Genomic DNA, 18108 nt, shown 5'->3' on the forward strand with positions numbered 1-18108 from the left:
ATGAAGTGCCGACCGCGATCTTGCTACGAAACGCAGCCCTTCAAGGCTTCGGTGGGCATCGATCCGATCGATCGGCGGCCCAGCTCGGGCGGCCACCCGGGCTGGGCCATTCCTCACGGAACGGGGCCATCCTAACCCGGCGCGCTAATACAAGCCACGCCACCAAAGCCTGGCGGCCTTCTACCGTGTTGTCGACCTGCAATTGCTCCGAGCTGCCGTCTATTGCCACGTCGAGCTTAGCTTTGCCGGTATCGATACCGGCACAGATCGTGATACGTTTGGCCATCTTCCTCGACCCTCCCTTGTTATGCGAACCTGAAGTTCGTTCAACCATGCGGGTCCCGATGAAGTGCCGACCGCGATCTTGCTACGAAACGCAGCCCTTCAAGGCTTCGGTGGGCATCGATCCGATCGATCGGCGGCCCAGCTCGGGCGGCCACCCGGGCTGGGCCATTCCTCACGGAACGGGGCCATCCTAACCCGGCGCGCTAATACAAGGGTGGGCAAAGCGAAGCGTGCCCACGTCTTTGCCCGAGGAAATCGCAAGTGTCTCGCTATCGGCGCGCGAAGGGCAGCACGTTCTTCTTCACCGTCGTGCTCCAAGATCGATCGAGCACGCTGCTCGTCGATCAGGCCGATCGCTTGAGGCGAGTCTACCGAACTGTCTTCGAGCGCCGACCATTCGAGACCGTCGCAATTTGCATATTACCGGATCACCTCCACGCAATCTGGACGCTCCCTGAAGACGACGCGGATTTCCCATCACGATGGAATCTGATCAAGGGCGGGTTTTCGCGCGGCTTGGAGGCAGGTGTGCCATCGATGAGCAGATTGAAAAAGCGCGAGAAAGGCATCTGGCAGCGCCGCTACTGGGAGCACGCAATCCGCGATGACGCGGATTTGGAACGGCACGTTGATTACATTCACTTCAATCCTGTGAAGCACGGTTACGTGACGCGCGTGCGCGATTGGTCGCTCAGCAGTTTCCATCGCTATGTCGACAACGGCACACTTCCCATGGATTGGGGAGGGGATATGCGCGATATAGCTGGACAATTCGGTGAGTGATGGTGGGCACGGCGCGCGAAGAGCGCGCCTTTGCCCACCCTACGAGATCTCGCTAGTCTATCCTCCGAGCGAACTATCGTAGGGTGGGCAAAGGCGCTCTTGCGCCGTGCCCACCACCTTCAACCTACGACACCTTCACCCCATCGATGGCGACAATGCGCAGGCTTGGCTTCAGCGTCTTCTCCAGCTCGGACTTCATTTCGTGCACGCGCGGATCGGTCGAGCGCGCCGCGCACACCGCGTATTGACGCACGGATTGCGTCAGGGCATGGCGCGCTTCCGGTGTTCGCGTCATGTCCGGTCTCGAAAGCCGCAGGACGATCGCGGCCAAGTTCACCAGCATCTCGTCCAGGGCCACGTCGATGGTCGCGAGTTTTCCCATGGCGCACTCCTTGGCGGGGCAACGGAGGGGGCAGGGATGCGTTCCTGACAGGGGCGAACATGGCTAACGCTTCGTAAACGGCTTGTTCCTGCCGGCCGCGGCGCTAGGCTGGGCTTGAAACAAGAATAATCGGGGAGGGGCTGCCATGAATCGACGTAAGCATCGACATATGGATCGACGTGACGTCTTGCGCGCGATGACCGCATTGCCAATGTTGCGGGCCGCATGGCCGGAGCCGGCGTCCGCGCAGACCTATCCCGTGCGCAACATCACCATGATCGTGCCATTCCCCGCCGGCGGCCAGGCTGACCTTGCCGCGCGGCCGGTGGCGCAGGCGCTGGAGCGAGTTCTCGGCAAGGCCGTCATCGTCGACAACCGCGCCGGTGGGGCCGGCGGATCGGTCGGCAATGCGGCAGCGGCCCGCGCCGAGCCTGACGGCTGTACATTGCTGATGACGTTGTCCTCGCTCGCGGTGCTGCCCGAGGCCGACCGGCTGTTCGACCGGCCCGTGGCCTATGAAGTCTCGCAATTCATGCCGATCGCGCGCGTGCTCGCCGATCCCACGCTGCTCGCGGTGCCGGCTTCGGCGCCGTGGAAGACGGCGCAGGAGTTCGTCGAGGACGCGAAGAAACGTCCCGGCCAGATCACCTATGGCTCGTCCGGGCCCTACGGCACGCTGCATGTGGCGATGGAGATGTTTGCGAGCAGCGCCGATATCAAATTGCTGCATGTGCCGTTCCGTGGCGCTGGGCCAGCGCTGACCGCGCTGCTCGGCGGCACCGTGCAGGCCATTGCGGCGGCGCCGGGAACGCTGAAGCCGCAGGTCGACGACGGCAAGCTGCGCGTGCTCGGCAATTGCGGCGCGAAGCGCATCGCGAGCTTTCCCGACGTGCCGACGTTCCAGGAGCTCGGCTACAAGGATGTCGAGATGTACATCTGGGCCGGGCTGTTCGCGCAGAGCTCGCTGCCGGCGCCGATCGCGACCCGGCTGCGCGAGGCGATGGCACAGGTCATGACGAGCCCTGACGTGCTCAGGACGTTTGATGCCTCGGGCAGTCTCGTCGCCTATCAGGATGCGCCTGAATTCGCCGACTTCGTGACGCGAGACAGCGCACGGCTGATCGCGGCGGTGAGGAAGATCGGCCGGGTGGAATAGGTTCCAGGACCCTTTTCACATTCTTTTGTTGGGCCAGAACCTGTCCGCGCCTCATTGATTGAAAAGAATTCGTCCGACTCGGGAAGGATCAGAATCATGCGAACAGAGCGGATTGCGCTGGGTGTGGTGCTTGCGATTGGCGGCATCGTCGCGCAGGGCGCAGCATTCGCCGAAGAATATCGCGGAACCATGGAGCAGCAGATGGCCTGCACGCCGGACGTCTGGCGTCTGTGCAGCGACCAGATTCCGGATGTGGGCCGCATCACCGCCTGCCTGCAGCAGAACACCCCGCAGCTTTCCAGCGGTTGCCGTGCGGTGTTCCAGTCCAACAACCAGATGTCGCCGCAGCAGCAGCTCCCGCGCCATCGCGCAGCGCCTTCGCCGCGCTACAACGCTGCGCCGCCGCAGCAGCAGGTGGCGCCGCGGCCCTACAACGATGACGACGACTAGTGCTGCTCAGCGCCGGTCTTGTTCAGGTCGACGTCCGAGCACCATCCGCAAGGCAGCGCCGAAGAGAATGACCGCGACAGGCCAATGGAACCAGATCTTGTGCCCGCCGCTGAACAGATTGATCATGATCAGGAAGGCCGAGACCGTGAGCGCCACGGCAATCGGCCGGGGCAGTTTTGCCAGCCAATCCGAAACGGCATTCGTGGACGACGACGGCTCGCGCCTGTCGTCCATCCGCGGAGCCCGAGCCGTTTGTGAGGGAGTTCGGTTTTCCTCGATCGGGATGCTTGCTTGACCCGCGGTTCGGCCGCCCAGGGTCACCCGATAAGAGGTGAGGGGAGCAATGTTCTTCAGGGGGCGCTGGCCGAGGCAGTCGAAGCCAACCGATAGCTTGTTGTGCACCTGATCGTAGACGGAGCTCGAGATCACGATCCCGCCGGGGTCGGCGAGCTCTTGCAATCGCGATGCGATATTGACCCCGTCACCATAGATGTTGGTGCCGTCCACCATCACGTCGCCGAGGTTGATGCCGATGCGAAACCGCATCGGGTTCGCCTGAGGTGCTGCCGAATCCTGGTCGGAGATTTCCTGCTGAATCTCGACTGCGCATTGCACGGCCTCGACGACGCTGGCGAACTCGGCGATCACGGCATCGCCCCAGGTGTTCACGATGCGGCCGTCGTGACGCTCGACCAGTCGCGCAATGGCCGCGCGGCAGCGGCGGAGCGCCTCCATGGTTCCCGCCTCGTCCGCTTCCATGAGACGGGAGTAGCCGTGCACATCGGCGCACAGCACGGTGGTCAGCCGTCGTTTTACCTTGTCGTCGGTCATGGCCCCCATGCTAGCCGTCCTGACCGGCAAATGCATCAGGCATGCTGCGTCGCCCCTCTACGGCCTGTGCTCGCAGACATCGACCCATTCGGCCGCGGTCAGCTCGGCCATCCGAGCCGGCGTGATGCGCACGGCGCTATGGGTCGAGCCGGCGGCCGGCACCACGACGTCGAAGGCCTTCAACGAAACGTCGCAATAGACCGGCAGCGGCGATTTCAGCCCGAACGGACAGACGCCGCCGACCTCGTGGCCGGTGATGTCGGCGACCTCTTCCAGCCCCAGCATCTTCGGCTTGCCGCCGAACTGCGCCTTCACCTTCTTGTTGTCCATGCGCGAGGTGCCGGCCGCAACGATCAGGATCACGCGCTCGCCGACGCGCAAGGACAGCGTCTTGGCGATCATGCCGGGCTCGACGCCATAGGCTTCTGCGGCGAGCGCCACGGTCGCCGAACTGATCGGGGATTCCATGACAGATATGTCGGGGGCTTTCTCGGCGAAAAAGGCGCGAACGGATTCAAGGCTCATTCCGGATAGCTCGTCGAGGACTTACGGGTGGGCGGCAATGGTGGGCAATTCCGACAGCGAACGAACACGATGATCCGGCGCAAAGCCGAGTTCGTCCATCTGGGTGCGGATCGCCCTGAACATGGTCAGCGGTGCCACGAGTTCGGTCTCGACGCAAGCCAGCGCCATGGCTTCCGGCGTCACCCGCTCGATCCAGGCGACGTTCAGCCCGAACGATTTCGCGCCGGCAACGTCCCAGGGATTGGAGGAGACGAACAGCACTTCGTCGGGCGCGGCGCCGAGCACCTCGCCGATCAGCTCATAGGCCTGTGGGCTCGGCTTGAAGATCTTCTTGGCATCGACGCTGATGGTGGCATCGAGCAGGCGGTCGAGCCCGGAATTGCGCACCAGCGCGTTCAGCATCTCCGGGCTGCCATTGGAGAGGATGGCAAGCTTTCGCGGTTTCAGCGCCGTGAGCGCGGCCGCCGCCTCGGAATAGAGATCGAGATGCAGGTATTTCTCGATGATGCGCTCGAATGCCTCGTTCTCATAGGCAAGCCCGAGCATACGCAGCGTATAGGCCAGCGAGTCGCGCGTCACGGCCGCGAAATCCTGGTAACGCCGCATCAGCGAGCGCAACCAGGTATATTCGAGCTGCTTGATCCGCCAGACCTGCGTGATGATCTCGCCATAGCCGGGAAACGCATCCTCGGTGATCTCAGCGACCGATTGGATGTCGTAGAGCGTCCCGTAGGCGTCGAAGACGACGGCTTTGATGGGCATGGGCTGTCCTTTCGGCTGTGACTATCCCGGGGGCCGCCGATCATTGAACGTCGGCATAGCGGATGATGCTCTGGTTCTGAACGTTTGCGATCAATTCGTCTGCGCGCGCCAACAGCCGATGCAGCAACGGGGACGAGCTCGACTGGTTGTAACCCAGGGCCAGATCGACAGTCGGGATTGTCCCCTCGAGCGCTCTGGCAACAACGTTGGGCGCCAGCATGTTCTGTGCATAGAGCGGAACGAGGCTGATCCCGCCCGTGGAGGCCACCAGCGACATGGCCGACGATATGTTCTCGCCTTCGTATTTCGGCTTGAGCGTGATACCGACCCGGGATGCGTAGCTCTGTATGACCTCCTGCAGGACGGGAGAGGTTCTTGCCGAGCTGACATAGATCTCGCGGGCGAGATCCTGGGGACGAATTTTCTTGCGCGATGCCAGGCGATGTTCGGCCGGCAGCACGGCAATCAAGGGCTCCTTCGCCAGGATCTTGAAGACGATGCCCTCCTTGTCCTTCTCGGGACGAAGGAAAGCGATGTCCAGCTTTCCCCGCATCAATGCGAGCGCGAGCTCCGGTGAAGATTGCGTGCTGAGCGTGACTTCGACGTCAGGTGCTTCCTCGCGGAGGATGCGCAGAAGCTGGGGCAGCCACATCACCTCCAGCCCGACGAGAAAACCCATCGAGAGAACGGGCTTTTGCGGGAGTGCGGTCTGCCGGGCCCCCTCCGTTGCCGCCTCCACCTGCAGCAACGCCAGCCGCGCGTGATCGAGAAACACGCGTCCGGCGGCGGTCGGCGTCACGCCGCGAGCCTGGCGCTCCAGTAACTGGACGCCGACTTCGGCCTCGAGATCGCGGATCTGCCGGCTCAGCGATGGCTGCGAGGTGTTCAATCGCCGTTCGGCGGCGTTCAGCAGGCTGCCTTCTTCAGCGACCGCAACGAAATAGCGCAGGTGCCGGAGCTCCATGACTCCCTCGTATATCTTCCAGGCATAGCTTGAAGCCTACAAGGTCTTGGTCAGGAGCCAAAGAGGGATTTACCGTTTCGCAGTCTTCGACCAAGAAAAGGACAACGAACAATGTCTTCGCCGACGCCTCGTATCGTCTTCGGCAAAGTGATCCCGGCACTGCAGGCCCATAGGCACGGCGTGATCGCAATTCAGTACGGTCTCGACAATTCTGCAGCGCGGTCGAGAGTGGCATCCCTCATTGAGCGGGAAGCGCGCGCGAATGCGCAGGAGCGACGAAGAGCGCCGCGCCGGATCCGGCGATAACGCGTCGGCGATCGGGTGTTGCGACCGCAAGGGCTCGCCGGCGAGGCCGCTGAACATCGTGTCCTTTGGAAAGCCAGGGGGCGCGATCTGTGGCCTGATCAGCTCGCGCCTGCTTGCTTCTCTTAGACCCCCGTCCGCAAACTTTTCGACAAAGATCTAACACGCAGATGGAGCAACTCGATGTCCACGATCACGACAACAGACGGCGTCAAAATCTTCTACAAGGACTGGGGGGCAGGTCAGCCGATCGTGTTCAGCCACGGCTGGCCGCTGTCGGCGGACGACTGGGATGCCCAGATGATGTTCTTCCTTCATCACGGGTATCGTGTGATCGCCCACGACCGGCGCGGCCACGGCCGGTCCGACCAGCCCGCGACCGGCAACGACATGGATCATTGGGTTGAAGACCTCGCGGCCCTGACGGAACAGCTCAACCTGCGTGATGCGATCCATATCGGGCATTCGACGGGTTGCGGTGAGGTCGCTCGCTATGTTGCTCGCCACCCGGCGCGCGTCGCGAAGGCCGTGCTGGTCGCTTCACTGACACCGAACATGTACCGGAGCGAGGGCAATCCGTCCGGTCAGGCGCCGGAGTGGTTCGAAGCGATCCGGGCGGGCATGTTGGGCAACCGGGCGGAGTTCTATCGTTTCGTCCCCGAGAATCCGTTCTACGGCTACAATCGCGAGGGAGCCAAGCCTTCGGAGGCGGTCATTGCCAACTGGTGGCGCCAAGGCATGGCCGGTGGTGCCCTCTCTCACTATGCGACTGTCGACTCTTGGCTCGAAGACTATACCGAGGATCTCAAGAAGATCACCGTGCCGGTGCTGGTGATGCATGGCGAGGCGGATCAAATCGTCCCATTCGCAAGTACCGTGCCGCGTGCGCTCAACCTGCTCAAGAACGGGTCGCTGAAAACTTATCCAGGCTACCCCCATGGCATGCTTACCACGCATGCGGATGTCCTCAACCCCGACCTGCTCTCATTCATCAGGTCTTGACGACATCGTTCATCCATTGTCGCCCATGGTACATCTGCCGCCGTTGCAAAACGCTGATCAAAGCAGGTGTTGCCAGCGCAGGAGAAGCCGCCGTAGGGCGCGGCTTCTCCTTTCTGTTCGCGGGGTCCTACGAATTCTTCTAGAGCTTGACGACGATCTTGCCGAAGTGCGAGCCGCTCCGCAGATGGGCATAGGCTTCCCGGGCGTCTTCGAAGCCGTAGGTCCGATCGACGATCGGGTGGATCGCATGTTCGGAAAGGAAGCGATTCATCGTCCTGAAATGTTCGACCGATCCGACGGTGACGCCGATGATGTCGGCGTTCTCCCATTGCAGGCGGGCGAGGTCCGGTTTAGGGCCGAACCCTGTCAGCACGCCGATCTGAACGATCTTGCCGCCCGATGCGACGGAGCGAAGCGACCGGTCATAGGTGCCGGGACCGCCGAGCTCGAGGATGTGGGTGGCACCTTCGCCATCCGTGGCCTTCATCACTGCGGCGTCCCACTCGGGCGTGTCGCGGTAGTTGATGAGGATCGAGCCGCCCAGCGCCTTGGCGCGGGCGAGTTTCTCGTCCGAGGAGGAGATCACGATTGCGCGCGCGCCCAGCGCCGCTGCGAATTGCAGGCCGAATAGTGCGACGCCGCCTGTCCCCTGCACCAGCAGCGTGTCCCCTTTGCTCATCTTGCCGCGTGTGATGAGGCCGTGCCAGGCGGTGACGCCGGCACAGGGCAGGGTGGCTGCTTCGACGGTGGACAAGTGCGGCGGCACGGCGACCAGCGCATTTGCCGGCAGCACGACATACTCGGCCAGCATTCCGTCCGTGGTGTTGCCGCCGAGAGACGACGGAACGTAGCTGGACTTGAATGGTCCCGAAATCCAGTCGCGAAAGAACGACGCGGCGACGCGGTCTCCCACCTGCCATTGCGCGACGTCGGGGCCGATGGCGTCAACGACGCCCGCACCGTCGGAGAGCGGCACGCGGCCGTTGAGCCCGCTTTGTCCTGCGCGGTCGAGGGTGATCAGGTCGCGGTAGTTCAGACTGGCCGCTTCGATCCGGATGCGGACCTCGCCGGCGGCGGGTTCTGGCTTGCCGACGTCGACCTGCACGAGGTGGCCGGCGCCGCCCTGGCTGTTCAAATGGTAGGCTTTCATCGTCGCGTCCTCTCAAGCGGCATTCACTTGGATGAGCGGAGTCTGTAAGGTCTGACAGCGCTGTCAGGGTCAAGAGGCTTCGAGATGAAAATCGGCGAACTCGCCCGGAGGACGGGAGACAGCCAAAGCCGGACCATTCTGGCCGGCTATCTGGCCAGCGTGAATTGATCGCGCATTGCGCCTCGATACCTCTCGGTCGCCGCAACCCACGCATTGATGCGCATCGTCGCTCCAGACACCAGCCCGCAGCCAGAGGGCGTGTATGGGCTAAACGCCTCCAGTCTATGCCGCATTCAGCCCATCAATTCTCGAGAGAAAAGTCTTCAAGATGGGCGACGCATTGTCTCGGCGGAAGCCGACCGTCACGGCGATCGTCGGCGCATCACCTTCGAGGGGACGACTTACGACCGACCAGGGCAGAAAATTCTTCGCGGACGCCGGCAAAATCGCAACGCCGCGGTTTGATGCGACGAGCGAGATCGCCATGGCGTAGTTGTCGATCTCGAACGCCGGAGTGATCTCGATGCCGCAGCGATCGAGGTATTCGGCAATGAGTGCGCGCAGCACCCTCGGCACTTTCGAAATGCCGATATAGGTTTCGCCGACCAGGTCCCTTGCATCGAAAGTCTCTCGCTGCGCGAGCCTGTGATCGCTCGGCAGAACCGCCACCAGCGGCTCCTGCGCCACGACCCTGAATTCAATGTCCGGCATCTTTTCGCCGCGCAGGAATGCGACGTCCAGCCTGCCATGTGCGAGCTCCTCCGCCAGCGTCGCCGAATGATCGCTGGATACCCGGATTTCGATGTCGGCCAGTTCGTTGCGCAACAGGCTGGTGGCACGTGGTAGCCAGTCGACCTCCTGCCCCGTGGTGAATCCGATCGCAAACACCTGCTTGCTCGGCTGGGCCGCGCGCCGAGCGCCTTCGGTGGCGGCTTCGGCTTGCATCAGTGCCAATCGAGCGTGATCGAGAAAGATCCGGCCAGACTCCGTCAGCTGTACGCCGTGCACGCTCCGGGTCAGGAGAGGCACGCCGACTTCGTATTCCAGGTCGCGGATTTGCCGGCTCAGGGATGGTTGCGCGGTGTGCAGTCGCTTTTCGGCCGCCACGGTGAGACTGCCTTCTTCGGCAACGGCGACGAAATAACGGAGATGGCGAAGCTCCATTCCATGCTCTCCAGGTATGGGAAGGGAACTTACAAAGTCTTTTTCGAAAAGGCCAGCACCTCCTAGATAGCTTCCAACGCTGAACGGCAAATGACCTGACGCCATGCCTACCTGGCAGGGAGTGGAAGGTTTTTGCCCAAATCGAGGAGCTTCGTATGTCCAGGCCCGTCGTCCTCATCACCGGTGCGCTGACCGGCATCGGCCGCGCTACCGCGGTCGCCTTCGCCAAACAGGGCTCGATCGTGGTCGTCGCCGGCCGCCGAGAGGCCGAAGGCCAAGCGTTGGAGGCTGAGCTCCGGCGCCTCGGCGCTGAAGCCGCCTTCATCCAAGCCGACGTGCGGCGTGAAGACGAAATCGGTTTTCTGGTCGACCAGACGATCGCGCGCTTCGGCCGGCTCGATGTCGCCGTCAACAATGCCGGGACGGAAGGCAGGCCTGGACCGGTGACCTCCACGACGCTGGAAAGCTATGCCGCGATGTTCGACACCAACGTGCTCGGCACCCTGCTCAGCCTGAAGCACGAACTCAGGGTGATGCAGCCCCAAGGGTCGGGCAGCATCGTCAACATTTCGTCGACCATGGGCGAGCGCGGCGCGGCCAACTTGTCGCTCTACGTCGCCAGCAAGCACGCGGTGGAGGGCCTCACCAAATCCGCGGCGCTCGAAGCAGCCGCGTTCGGCGTCCGCGTCAACGCAGTGGCGCCGGGGCCGACAGACACCGCGATGCTCGATCGTCTGACCGGCTCGCCCGAGAAGAAGGCGGCCTTCTACGCCGCCGTGCCGCTCAAGCGTGGCGCGAGACCCGAAGAGATCGCCGACGCCATCACCTTCGTCGCGTCTGAGAGGGCCTCCTTCATCACAGGCCAGATCGTACGGGTCAACGGCGGCAAGACCGCGAGCTGAATCCGATCGATCGCATCATCTCAGACATAAAGGAGTTCTGCCATGACCACCCATACACACCAAACTGCGCCCACCCAATTCGTCGAAGCCAACGGCATCCGCTTCGCCTATCGGCGTTTCGGCAGGACAGGCGGCGTGCCGATCGTCATGAACATCCATTTCCGTGGCACCATGGACCATTGGGATCCGGCCGTGACCGACGGGCTGGCCGCGCAACGCGAAGTCATCCTGTTCGACAATGCGGGCATCGGCGCCAGTTCGGGCCAGACCCCGGCGACCATCCCGGGCATGGCGACAGATGCCATCGCCTTCATCAGGGCGCTTGGGATCAGCAGCGCCGACATCCTCGGCTATTCGATCGGCGGCAAGGTCGCTCAGGAGATCGCCGTGCAGGCCCCCGACCTGGTGCGCAAGCTGGTGCTGGTGGGCACCGGGCCGCGTGGTGCCGACACCGCCGCCAGCAAATCCGCAGAGATCTTCTCTGCGACCTACGATCCGCCCGAACATCTTTGGATCGCCGCCCATTTCCTGCCCAATGCCGCCGGCCGCGCGGCCGGACTTAAGTACCTCGAACGCAAGTTCCGCCGCAAGGATCGCAGCCCGGAAGTGAGCGAGACGTCCGCTGCGGCGCAGTACGCGGCGATCGTCAAGTCGAACGAGAAGACCGACGGCGTGTGGGATTACCTGGCCGATATCCATCATCCGGCTCTGGTCGTCGACGGCAGCAACGACCTGATCATCCCAACGGTCAACGGCTTCACGTTGCAGCAGCGTCTGCCGAACGCGCAACTCATCGTCTATCCGGATTCGAGTCACGGGCCTCAGAACCAGTATCCGGAGCTCTTCGTGGCCCACACCGCCATGTTCCTGGACGCGTAGCGAACCCCGAGTGGTCGAGCCGGTCGGTCGCGCTTCCGGCATACCCCGACCGGTGCCGTTGATTTCCTAGAAGGAAGATCATCATGAAGTCGTGCTGTGGAAAGACCGCTCTCGTCACCGGCGCCTCGCGCGGCATCGGGCGGGCCGCCGCCCTGGCGCTCGCCAAGGCGGGAGCCCAGGTTCTCGTTCATTACGGACGCGGCGCTGCGGACGCGCGTTCGGTGGTCGACGAAATCAGGCGCGACGGAGGCAAGGCCGAGGCGATCGGCTTCGATCTCTCCGATGCGCAGGGCGCGCATAAGCTCGCCGCCAGGGTCCGCGAGATCGTCGGCGAACGGCTCGATATCCTGGTCGCCAACGCAGGGGTGGCCAAAGCCGCGACGATCGAAGAGACCACGATCGAGGATTTCGACGAACTCTTCGCCATCAATGTGCGGGCTCCGTTCTTTCTGGTCCAGCAGTTGCTGCCGATCCTGAAGGAGAGATCCAGCGTCATCTTCACTTCTTCGCTCGCGGCGCATGCGGCCGTGGGAGATCTCGCCGCCTACGCAGCCACCAAGGGAGCCATCGACACCCTGGTGAAGCATTTCGCCCTGGTCCTCGGAGCGAAGGGCGTGCGGGTCAACGCGGTCGCGCCCGGCGTGGTCGAGACCGACATGTCCAGTTTCGCCAGGACCGAGGCCGGCCGCGATTTCACCCTCTCTCTGCAGGCGTTGAAGCGCGTGGCGCAGCCCGACGACATCGCCGGCGCCATCGCTTTCCTCGCCTCCGACGCCGCGCGCTGGGTGTCCGGAGACACGCTGCGGGTGGATGGCGGATCGAAGCTTTGAGCGACAAGCGATCGAAAGCAAACATCATGACCGGACGAACGATCAAGATTCCCGGCCCCGACCACCCCATCACCATCGAGCGAAACGATAAGCGCGTCATCGTCACCCTCGGCGGACGCGTGATCGCCGACACGCGGAGAGCTCTCACGCTGCGCGAGGCCAAATATCCGCCGGTTCACTACATTCCGCGCGAGGACGTCGACATGGCGGCCATCGCGAGGTCGGCAACGCAGACTTACTGCCCATACAAGGGCGATGCGTCCTACTTCAGCATTCCGGCCGGCGGCGAACGTTCGACCGATGCGATCTGGACCTACGAAGCGCCCTATGAGGCGGTAGCCGACATCAACAGCCATCTCGCTTTCTACCCCGACCGCGTCGATGCGATCGAGGAACAAGCCGCTTGAGCGGCATCTTCAAGGAGCAGTCGTCATGTCCAAACTCAATGGCAAAGTCGCCATCGTCACCGGAGCGTCGAAAGGCATCGGTGCCGCCGTTGCCAAGGCCCTGGCCGCGCGAGGCGCAGCGGTCGTCGTCAACTACGCGTCGAGCAAGGCCGGCGCGGAAGCCGTTGTCAAGTCGATCACTGCCTCGAATGGCAAGGCAATCGCCGTCCAGGGCGATGTCTCCAAGGCGGCGGAAGCAAAGGCCCTGGTCGACGCTGCCATTGCCGCATACGGCCGTCTCGACATCCTGGTCAACAACTCGGGTGTCTACGAATTCGGACCGCTGGAGTCGGTCACCGAGCCGCAGTTCCGCAAGATGTTCGACGTCAACGTGCTGGGTCTTCTGCTGGTGACCCAGGCCGCGGCCCCCCACTTGCGCGAAGGCGGCAGCATCATCAACATCGGCTCGGGCGTCACCGCAATTACCCCGCCTCAGACGGCGGTCTATACCGCCACCAAGGGCGCGGTGGACGCCATCACCGGCGTATTGGCCAACGAGCTCGGACCGAGGAAAATCCGGGTCAATACCGTGAGCCCAAGCCTCACCGAGACCGAAGGTACTCACAGCGCAGGCATGCTTGCCTCCGAGTTCGAAGCCGGCATCGTCGCCCAGACGCCGCTCGGCCGCCTCGGACAGCCGCAGGACGTCGCCGACGTCGTCGCCTTCGTGGCGTCGGACGATGCACGCTGGGTCACCGGGGATAAAATTTCGGCCGGCGGCGGTCTTCGCTGATGGGAGAACGTCACGTCGGCCTCCGCTCTTCGGACGGCCGACGTTCCCTTCCGAAAATGGTCCTGGGCCGCCGAGCCAGTTTTTGGGTCTCGCTCGCCGTCTCGATGCATACACTTTGGACGAGCGCTGCACCGGCGCTCAGCTATCGGCTCTATGCCGAGGAATGGCAGCTGTCGCCTCTACAGACGACGGGCGTCTTCGCGATCTATCCGTTGTTCGTCGTCGGCACGCTGATCCTCCTGGGCGATCTGTCGGATCACGTCGGCAGGCGGTGGACGATGCTCACCGCTCTGGTGTTCTCATTGATCGGGGCTCTGACACTCGCATGGGCCATCAATGTCGAATGGCTCCTGGTTGCCCGCGCAGCAATGGGGGTAGGAGTCGGCCTCGCCAGCGGCGCATCCACGGCGGCCATCCTTGAGTTCAGTTCCACCGGGGACCCCGAACGCGCCGCTTCGGCGACCAATCTGGCGCAAGCGCTCGGCTTCGCCACCGCCCTACTGCTCGGCGGCGCTCTGATTCAATACGCGCCCTATCCGTTGCGGCTGGACTTCCTCGCCCTTGCAGTGGTTATCGCCGCGCTGATCCTGGCCGTCTGGTTCCTTCCGCGTCATGTGGCGAACCGGAAGCCATGGGCGCCCCGATTGCCGCACGTGCCCACCGCCATTCGCAGAGCATTCGGCGTGGCATCGCTGGGCGCAGCCACGGCGTTCGCGACCGGCGCCATTCTCCTTTCGCTGGGCGGCCAGGTGGCACACGACCTGGTCGGTTCCGCCAACGAACTGACGAACGGCATTATCCTTGCGAGTTTCGCGATCGTCTCCGCGATGGCCACCATCGTTGCGAGACAGTTACGGCCGCGGGCCGCGTTCTTCTTTGGATCGATCGCGACCGTGATCGCCATGCTTCTTTTATGGCTGGCGACGGAGGCTCGCTCGTTGCCCGCTTTACTCGTCTCGACCTCGTCGGCGGGTATAAGTTATGCATTTCTATTTTTGGGCGCGCTGACGTTGCTCAACGCCGTCGCGCCCGTAGACAGTCGCGGTGGTGTCCTCTCGGCCTTCTATCTCGTCGGATATCTCTGTATGGGCTTTTGCGCCCTTGCGTTGGGTGTCGTCGCTCGCGCATGGGGACTACCGACGGCCGTGGCGGCGGCGGCGATCGTACTCGCTTCGCTGGGAGGCGCGACATTCCTCTTTGCCGCGATGCGCTTCTCCAGGATGGAAAAATGACCTCTCGATCAATCGTCCGCAACGGCCCGACGCGACCGATCGCCCTGCGGCGCAAATTCGGTTGATACAGGGCAAATCAGACATTGCGCTTATCGCATGACACCATTGGCTTTAGCCAAAGCCGGACCAATCTGGCCGGCTATCTGGCCAGCGTGAATTGATCGCAGGCTTGCGACATCTCGCAGTGTCGACGCATGACCTTGGTTGCGGGGCGTACCGACGATATCCGGCGGCCCGGCTTCGGTGCGGCAGCCAGCTGCGCCAACGCGCCGCAATCAGCGGCAGAGCAAACCTCACAGGAAGTTCAGCGCCAGCTAGCCCGTCGGCTGCCGACCCCGCCGCGTCCAGGTCGCTCGTTCGGCGAAGACCTGGCTGACCTCTGCCACGTGCTCGGTGCCCCATGAGCAGAGCGGCACGAGCGCCTCGGCCAGGCTCTGGCCCAGGGGAGTGAGGCTGTAGTCCACCCGCGGCGGCACCTCCTTGTAGTCGGTCCGCTTCACGAGGCCGTCGGCCTCCAGCTCCTTGAGCTGCTGGATCAACACCTTGTCGCTGACATCGCGCACGGCGCGCCGAAGCTCGCCGTAGCGGGTCGGGCCGTCCTGGGCAAGGAAGTACAGGATCAGCGGCTTCCACTTGCCGGCGATGACCCGCAAGGTTGCATCGAGGCCGCAGGTGAAGCCGGGCAGATTCCGCGTGCAGCTCTGGACAGCGGGTGCCGGCTGCAGCGGCGACGAGATCGGGTCTGAATCATCGAGTGACATTTTTGGGCACTTACCAAAAGGTGCATACTTGTCGATAGGTGGGTACGCCGCCAGCTCAGTGCAACCCAATTGAAGGAGCACATCATGGGCAGACTACAAGGCAAGACGGCCGTCGTGACCGGCGGCGGCACCGGGATCGGATTTGGCGCGGCGAAACGGTTCGTCGAGGAAGGCGCGTTCGTCTATTTGTTCGGGCGGCGGCAGGAGCAGCTTGACGCCGCCGTTGCGAAGCTGGGTCCGTCGGCGCGCGCCGTCAGGGGCTCGGTGACTGACATGACCGACCTCGACCGGCTCTATGCCGCAGTGAAGGCCGAACGCGGCGGGCTCGACATTCTGTTCGCCAATGCCGGCACCGGATTGTTTGCGCCGCTCGGCGAGATCACGGTCGAGCATTACGATCACATCTTCGACGTCAACGTGAAGGGCCTGGTGTTCTCCGTGCAGAAGGCCCTGCCGCTGATGGGCCGCGGCGCGTCGATCATCCTGACCGGTTCGAGCACGGGCGTGATGGGGACGCCGCAGTTCAGCATCTACAGCGCAACCAAGGCCGCGATCCGTAATCTCGCGCGCAGCTGGGCGCAGGACCTGCGCGGCACCGGCATCCGCGTCAACGTGCTGTCGCCGGGGCCGACCAAGACGGAGCTGGCGCTGGAGATCGTCGGCGAGGAAGCCTTCGATGCGCTCGGAAGCTCGACGCCGATCGGGCGTGTCGGCGACCCCTCCGAGACCGGAGCGGTGGCTGCGTTTCTGGCGTCGTCCGACAGCAGCTTCATGACCGGCGGCGAGGTCTTCGTCGACGGCGGCCTGGCACAGGTGTGAGGCGCGTGCGCGAGGGGGCTTGACCGTCGAGGTCGAAGTCCTCGTCGCTTGGCGCGCTGTTTGACTCACGTCAACGGCGACCTTGCCGCTGTGTGATAGCTGAAGTCTTGGGGCGGATTCCATTCGAACCATGGACATGAACGATGATCACGCAAGGCAACATCAACTTCTTTGTCAATTGGGGCAAAGAGCGTCTCGACGAAATGGAAGCGACGCTGACCTCACTCGAGGCCAGCGCCGCCGAGATGCAGTCCGATGTCCGCGAGAAGGCCGCCAAGGTCCTGGCTGATCTCGGCAAACAGCGCGACGCATTCCGCGAGACCTTGAAAAAGCAGTCGCAGGCGGGCGAGGCAGCCTGGGGCGAAGCGAAAACGAAGATGGACGCAGATTGGCGCGTGTTCGAGGCTGAGGCCGGAAAATACCTCGAAAGCTTCGGCAAGCAGCTCGAGCAGCAACAGGCGACGTTCAAGCTTCAGGCGGATGCGCAGCTGAAGGCCTGGCGTGAAATCGCCGACAGGCTCGGCGGCGATGCCGAGAAGTTCGCGTCCGAGCGTCGTGCGGACATCGATGTCGCGCTGAAGCGCATGAGCGCCGATGCGGCCGAGGCGGAGAAAAAGCTGGAGAAACTGAAACAGGCCGGGACCCACTCGTGGTCCGCGCTGATGACCGCCTTGACCGAAACGCGCCATGCCTTCGATCGCGCCAATGAGGCGGCGCGAGAGGCCTTCAAGCGCGCGGCTTGATCAGAGACAATGAAGGCGAGGAGACCGACGAAAGGCGGTCTCCTCGTAGCAATCGAAGGCTTTGATCGCCGCCGGTCTAGATCCCCAAGATCTTCCTTGCGTTGGCCTTCAGCACCTTCGGCCGGATCTCGTCGCGGATCTCGATCTTTGAGAAATCCGACAGCCAGCGGTCCGGTGTGATCACCGGCCAGTCCGAGCCGAACAGCATCTTGTCCTGCAGGATCGAGTTGATGTAGCGCACCAGGATCGGCGGGAAATATTTCGGCGACCAGCCGGAGAGGTCGATATAGACGTTCGGCTTGTGGGTTGCGACCGACAGCGCTTCTTCCTGCCAGGGAAAGGAGGGATGGGCGAGGATGATCTTGAGGTCGGGGAAGTCGGCCGCGACGTCGTCCATGTACATCGGGTTGGAATATTTCAGCCGCATCCCCATGCCGCCGGGCATGCCCGAGCCGACGCCGGTCTGGCCGGTGTGGAACAGCGCGATCGCGCCGCCATTGTTGATTTCTTCGTAGAGCGGATAGGCCATGCGGTCGTTGGCGTAGAAGCCCTGCATGGTCGGATGGAATTTGAATCCGCGCACGCCGTATTCCTCGATCAGCTTGCGCGCCTCGCGCGCGCCCAGCTTGCCCTTGTGCGGGTCGATCGAGGCGAACGGGATGAGGACGTCGAGATGGTCGGAAGCGGCCTCGATCATCTCGTAATTGTTGTAGCGGCGGAAGCCGGTCTCGCGCTCGGCATCGACGGGGAAGATCACCGCGGCGATGTTCTTGGCGCGGTAATAGGCCGCGGTCTCTGGCACGGTCGGCGGGTGCTTGTTCGGCGACTTGAAGTACTCCGCCATCTGCGCCTGGAAGTCGTCATAGCCGTCATCGGGGTGACAGCCGCAGGGCTCCTCGGCATGGGTGTGGATGTCGATGGCGACGACTTTGTCGATGTCAGGCAGCTTCAGCTTCGGCATTGGTTTCCTCCGGACCGGTTGCCAAATTGATTATATGATATAACG

21 protein-coding genes are annotated in these 18108 nt (G+C 63.2%); 12 read left to right on the top strand and 9 right to left on the bottom strand.

The window, feature by feature from the left end:
- The first annotated feature begins 546 nt into the window (after positions 1-546).
- Positions 547-1068: an REP-associated tyrosine transposase gene (locus tag G8O24_RS29555; RefSeq protein WP_188105528.1), complete on the top strand. Its 522-nt coding sequence runs from the start codon at positions 547-549 to the stop codon at positions 1066-1068.
- A 124-nt stretch (positions 1069-1192) separates the two neighbouring features.
- Here the strand turns inward: G8O24_RS29555 and G8O24_RS29560 are convergent, their stop codons facing one another.
- A complete protein-coding gene (locus G8O24_RS29560) occupies positions 1193-1450 on the bottom strand; it encodes a hypothetical protein (protein WP_188105530.1) in 258 nt (85 codons plus the stop codon).
- A 169-nt stretch (positions 1451-1619) separates the two neighbouring features.
- Here G8O24_RS29560 and G8O24_RS29565 point away from each other — a divergent pair, with 169 nt between their 5' ends.
- Together G8O24_RS29565 and G8O24_RS29570 are read left to right on the top strand one after the other, a co-directional pair.
- A complete protein-coding gene (locus tag G8O24_RS29565; RefSeq protein ID WP_188105644.1) occupies positions 1620-2606 on the top strand; it encodes a Bug family tripartite tricarboxylate transporter substrate binding protein in 987 nt (328 codons plus the stop codon).
- Between the two features lie 96 nt (positions 2607-2702).
- Positions 2703-3056, top strand: coding sequence for a hypothetical protein (locus G8O24_RS29570; protein WP_188105532.1), 354 nt, complete (start codon positions 2703-2705; stop codon positions 3054-3056).
- A 6-nt stretch (positions 3057-3062) separates the two neighbouring features.
- Here the strand turns inward: G8O24_RS29570 and G8O24_RS29575 are convergent, their stop codons facing one another.
- Genes G8O24_RS29575 through G8O24_RS29590 form a run of 4 tightly spaced genes read right to left on the bottom strand, consistent with a single transcriptional unit; the run spans position 3063 to position 6138 of the window.
- Entirely contained in the window at positions 3063-3887 is an 825-nt protein-coding gene (locus G8O24_RS29575; RefSeq protein WP_188105646.1) for an adenylate/guanylate cyclase domain-containing protein, read from the bottom strand.
- A 57-nt stretch (positions 3888-3944) separates the two neighbouring features.
- Positions 3945-4412, bottom strand: a complete 468-nt coding sequence (locus G8O24_RS29580) for a YbaK/EbsC family protein (protein ID WP_188105534.1) — start codon at positions 4410-4412, stop codon at positions 3945-3947.
- Between the two features lie 21 nt (positions 4413-4433).
- Positions 4434-5174, bottom strand: a complete 741-nt coding sequence (locus G8O24_RS29585) for a haloacid dehalogenase type II (RefSeq protein WP_188105536.1) — start codon at positions 5172-5174, stop codon at positions 4434-4436.
- A 40-nt stretch (positions 5175-5214) separates the two neighbouring features.
- Positions 5215-6138, bottom strand: a complete 924-nt coding sequence (locus tag G8O24_RS29590; RefSeq protein ID WP_188105538.1) for a LysR family transcriptional regulator — start codon at positions 6136-6138, stop codon at positions 5215-5217.
- Between the two features lie 486 nt (positions 6139-6624).
- Between G8O24_RS29590 and G8O24_RS29595 the strand changes: the two genes are divergently transcribed.
- Positions 6625-7443: an alpha/beta fold hydrolase gene (locus tag G8O24_RS29595; RefSeq protein WP_188105540.1), complete on the top strand. Its 819-nt coding sequence runs from the start codon at positions 6625-6627 to the stop codon at positions 7441-7443.
- A gap of 139 nt (positions 7444-7582) precedes the next feature.
- Here G8O24_RS29595 and G8O24_RS29600 read toward each other — a convergent pair whose 3' ends face one another.
- On the bottom strand, positions 7583-8593 hold the full coding sequence (locus G8O24_RS29600; protein ID WP_188105542.1) for a zinc-dependent alcohol dehydrogenase family protein: 1011 nt from the start codon (positions 8591-8593) through the stop codon (positions 7583-7585).
- A gap of 282 nt (positions 8594-8875) precedes the next feature.
- On the bottom strand, positions 8876-9757 hold the full coding sequence (locus G8O24_RS29605; protein WP_188105544.1) for a LysR family transcriptional regulator: 882 nt from the start codon (positions 9755-9757) through the stop codon (positions 8876-8878).
- Between the two features lie 155 nt (positions 9758-9912).
- Here G8O24_RS29605 and G8O24_RS29610 point away from each other — a divergent pair, with 155 nt between their 5' ends.
- The 6 genes from G8O24_RS29610 to G8O24_RS29635 all read left to right on the top strand — a co-directional run bounded on the left by G8O24_RS29610 (position 9913) and on the right by G8O24_RS29635 (position 14779).
- The gene (locus G8O24_RS29610; protein ID WP_188105547.1) at positions 9913-10659 is read left to right on the top strand and encodes an SDR family NAD(P)-dependent oxidoreductase; all 747 of its coding nucleotides are present in this window, start codon (positions 9913-9915) and stop codon (positions 10657-10659) included.
- Between the two features lie 135 nt (positions 10660-10794).
- The gene (locus G8O24_RS29615; RefSeq protein WP_202988784.1) at positions 10795-11538 is read left to right on the top strand and encodes an alpha/beta fold hydrolase; all 744 of its coding nucleotides are present in this window, start codon (positions 10795-10797) and stop codon (positions 11536-11538) included.
- A gap of 83 nt (positions 11539-11621) precedes the next feature.
- Positions 11622-12368 carry an SDR family NAD(P)-dependent oxidoreductase gene (locus G8O24_RS29620; protein WP_188105551.1) on the top strand — a complete coding sequence of 249 codons (747 nt, stop codon included), beginning with the start codon at positions 11622-11624 and terminating at the stop codon, positions 12366-12368.
- Positions 12369-12394: 26 nt separating this feature from the next.
- Positions 12395-12775, top strand: a complete 381-nt coding sequence (locus tag G8O24_RS29625; RefSeq protein WP_188105553.1) for a DUF427 domain-containing protein — start codon at positions 12395-12397, stop codon at positions 12773-12775.
- A gap of 25 nt (positions 12776-12800) precedes the next feature.
- Positions 12801-13547 carry a glucose 1-dehydrogenase gene (locus G8O24_RS29630; protein WP_188105555.1) on the top strand — a complete coding sequence of 249 codons (747 nt, stop codon included), beginning with the start codon at positions 12801-12803 and terminating at the stop codon, positions 13545-13547.
- Positions 13547-14779: an MFS transporter gene (locus G8O24_RS29635; RefSeq protein WP_188105557.1), complete on the top strand. Its 1233-nt coding sequence runs from the start codon at positions 13547-13549 to the stop codon at positions 14777-14779. Before G8O24_RS29630 ends, G8O24_RS29635 begins: the two co-directional genes overlap by 1 nt.
- Before the next feature lie 314 nt (positions 14780-15093).
- Here the strand turns inward: G8O24_RS29635 and G8O24_RS29640 are convergent, their stop codons facing one another.
- Positions 15094-15465, bottom strand: coding sequence for a winged helix-turn-helix transcriptional regulator (locus G8O24_RS29640; RefSeq protein ID WP_188105648.1), 372 nt, complete (start codon positions 15463-15465; stop codon positions 15094-15096).
- Between the two features lie 159 nt (positions 15466-15624).
- Here G8O24_RS29640 and G8O24_RS29645 point away from each other — a divergent pair, with 159 nt between their 5' ends.
- Positions 15625-16359, top strand: coding sequence for an SDR family NAD(P)-dependent oxidoreductase (locus G8O24_RS29645; RefSeq protein WP_188105559.1), 735 nt, complete (start codon positions 15625-15627; stop codon positions 16357-16359).
- A gap of 143 nt (positions 16360-16502) precedes the next feature.
- Positions 16503-17102 carry a sll1863 family stress response protein gene (locus tag G8O24_RS29650; protein ID WP_188105560.1) on the top strand — a complete coding sequence of 200 codons (600 nt, stop codon included), beginning with the start codon at positions 16503-16505 and terminating at the stop codon, positions 17100-17102.
- 76 nt (positions 17103-17178) lie between these two features.
- On the opposite strand, the gene G8O24_RS29655 is transcribed toward G8O24_RS29650, so the two are convergent.
- On the bottom strand, positions 17179-18063 hold the full coding sequence (locus tag G8O24_RS29655) for an amidohydrolase family protein (RefSeq protein ID WP_092288720.1): 885 nt from the start codon (positions 18061-18063) through the stop codon (positions 17179-17181).
- Positions 18064-18108: the final 45 nt, after the last annotated feature.

This window comes from Bradyrhizobium campsiandrae, from assembly GCF_014529705.1.
Taxonomy (GTDB): domain Bacteria; phylum Pseudomonadota; class Alphaproteobacteria; order Rhizobiales; family Xanthobacteraceae; genus Bradyrhizobium; species Bradyrhizobium campsiandrae.

What these genes read in the sequence shown, in the direction of transcription:
- G8O24_RS29560 (WP_188105530.1), bottom strand. Translation starts at nt 1,450, where the DNA reads ATGGGAAAACTCGCGACCATCGACGTGGCCCTGGACGAGATGCTGGTG.
- G8O24_RS29585 (WP_188105536.1), bottom strand. Translation starts at nt 5,174, where the DNA reads ATGCCCATCAAAGCCGTCGTCTTCGACGCCTACGGGACGCTCTACGAC.
- G8O24_RS29650 (WP_188105560.1), top strand. Translation starts at nt 16,503, where the DNA reads ATGATCACGCAAGGCAACATCAACTTCTTTGTCAATTGGGGCAAAGAG.
- G8O24_RS29565 (WP_188105644.1), top strand. Translation starts at nt 1,620, where the DNA reads ATGGATCGACGTGACGTCTTGCGCGCGATGACCGCATTGCCAATGTTG.
- G8O24_RS29630 (WP_188105555.1), top strand. Translation starts at nt 12,801, where the DNA reads ATGTCCAAACTCAATGGCAAAGTCGCCATCGTCACCGGAGCGTCGAAA.
- G8O24_RS29645 (WP_188105559.1), top strand. Translation starts at nt 15,625, where the DNA reads ATGGGCAGACTACAAGGCAAGACGGCCGTCGTGACCGGCGGCGGCACC.
- G8O24_RS29600 (WP_188105542.1), bottom strand. Translation starts at nt 8,593, where the DNA reads ATGAAAGCCTACCATTTGAACAGCCAGGGCGGCGCCGGCCACCTCGTG.
- G8O24_RS29580 (WP_188105534.1), bottom strand. Translation starts at nt 4,412, where the DNA reads ATGAGCCTTGAATCCGTTCGCGCCTTTTTCGCCGAGAAAGCCCCCGAC.
- G8O24_RS29590 (WP_188105538.1), bottom strand. Translation starts at nt 6,138, where the DNA reads ATGGAGCTCCGGCACCTGCGCTATTTCGTTGCGGTCGCTGAAGAAGGC.
- G8O24_RS29605 (WP_188105544.1), bottom strand. Translation starts at nt 9,757, where the DNA reads ATGGAGCTTCGCCATCTCCGTTATTTCGTCGCCGTTGCCGAAGAAGGC.
- G8O24_RS29570 (WP_188105532.1), top strand. Translation starts at nt 2,703, where the DNA reads ATGCGAACAGAGCGGATTGCGCTGGGTGTGGTGCTTGCGATTGGCGGC.
- G8O24_RS29625 (WP_188105553.1), top strand. Translation starts at nt 12,395, where the DNA reads ATGACCGGACGAACGATCAAGATTCCCGGCCCCGACCACCCCATCACC.
- G8O24_RS29610 (WP_188105547.1), top strand. Translation starts at nt 9,913, where the DNA reads ATGTCCAGGCCCGTCGTCCTCATCACCGGTGCGCTGACCGGCATCGGC.
- G8O24_RS29655 (WP_092288720.1), bottom strand. Translation starts at nt 18,063, where the DNA reads ATGCCGAAGCTGAAGCTGCCTGACATCGACAAAGTCGTCGCCATCGAC.
- G8O24_RS29575 (WP_188105646.1), bottom strand. Translation starts at nt 3,887, where the DNA reads ATGACCGACGACAAGGTAAAACGACGGCTGACCACCGTGCTGTGCGCC.
- G8O24_RS29620 (WP_188105551.1), top strand. Translation starts at nt 11,622, where the DNA reads ATGAAGTCGTGCTGTGGAAAGACCGCTCTCGTCACCGGCGCCTCGCGC.
- G8O24_RS29595 (WP_188105540.1), top strand. Translation starts at nt 6,625, where the DNA reads ATGTCCACGATCACGACAACAGACGGCGTCAAAATCTTCTACAAGGAC.
- G8O24_RS29635 (WP_188105557.1), top strand. Translation starts at nt 13,547, where the DNA reads ATGGGAGAACGTCACGTCGGCCTCCGCTCTTCGGACGGCCGACGTTCC.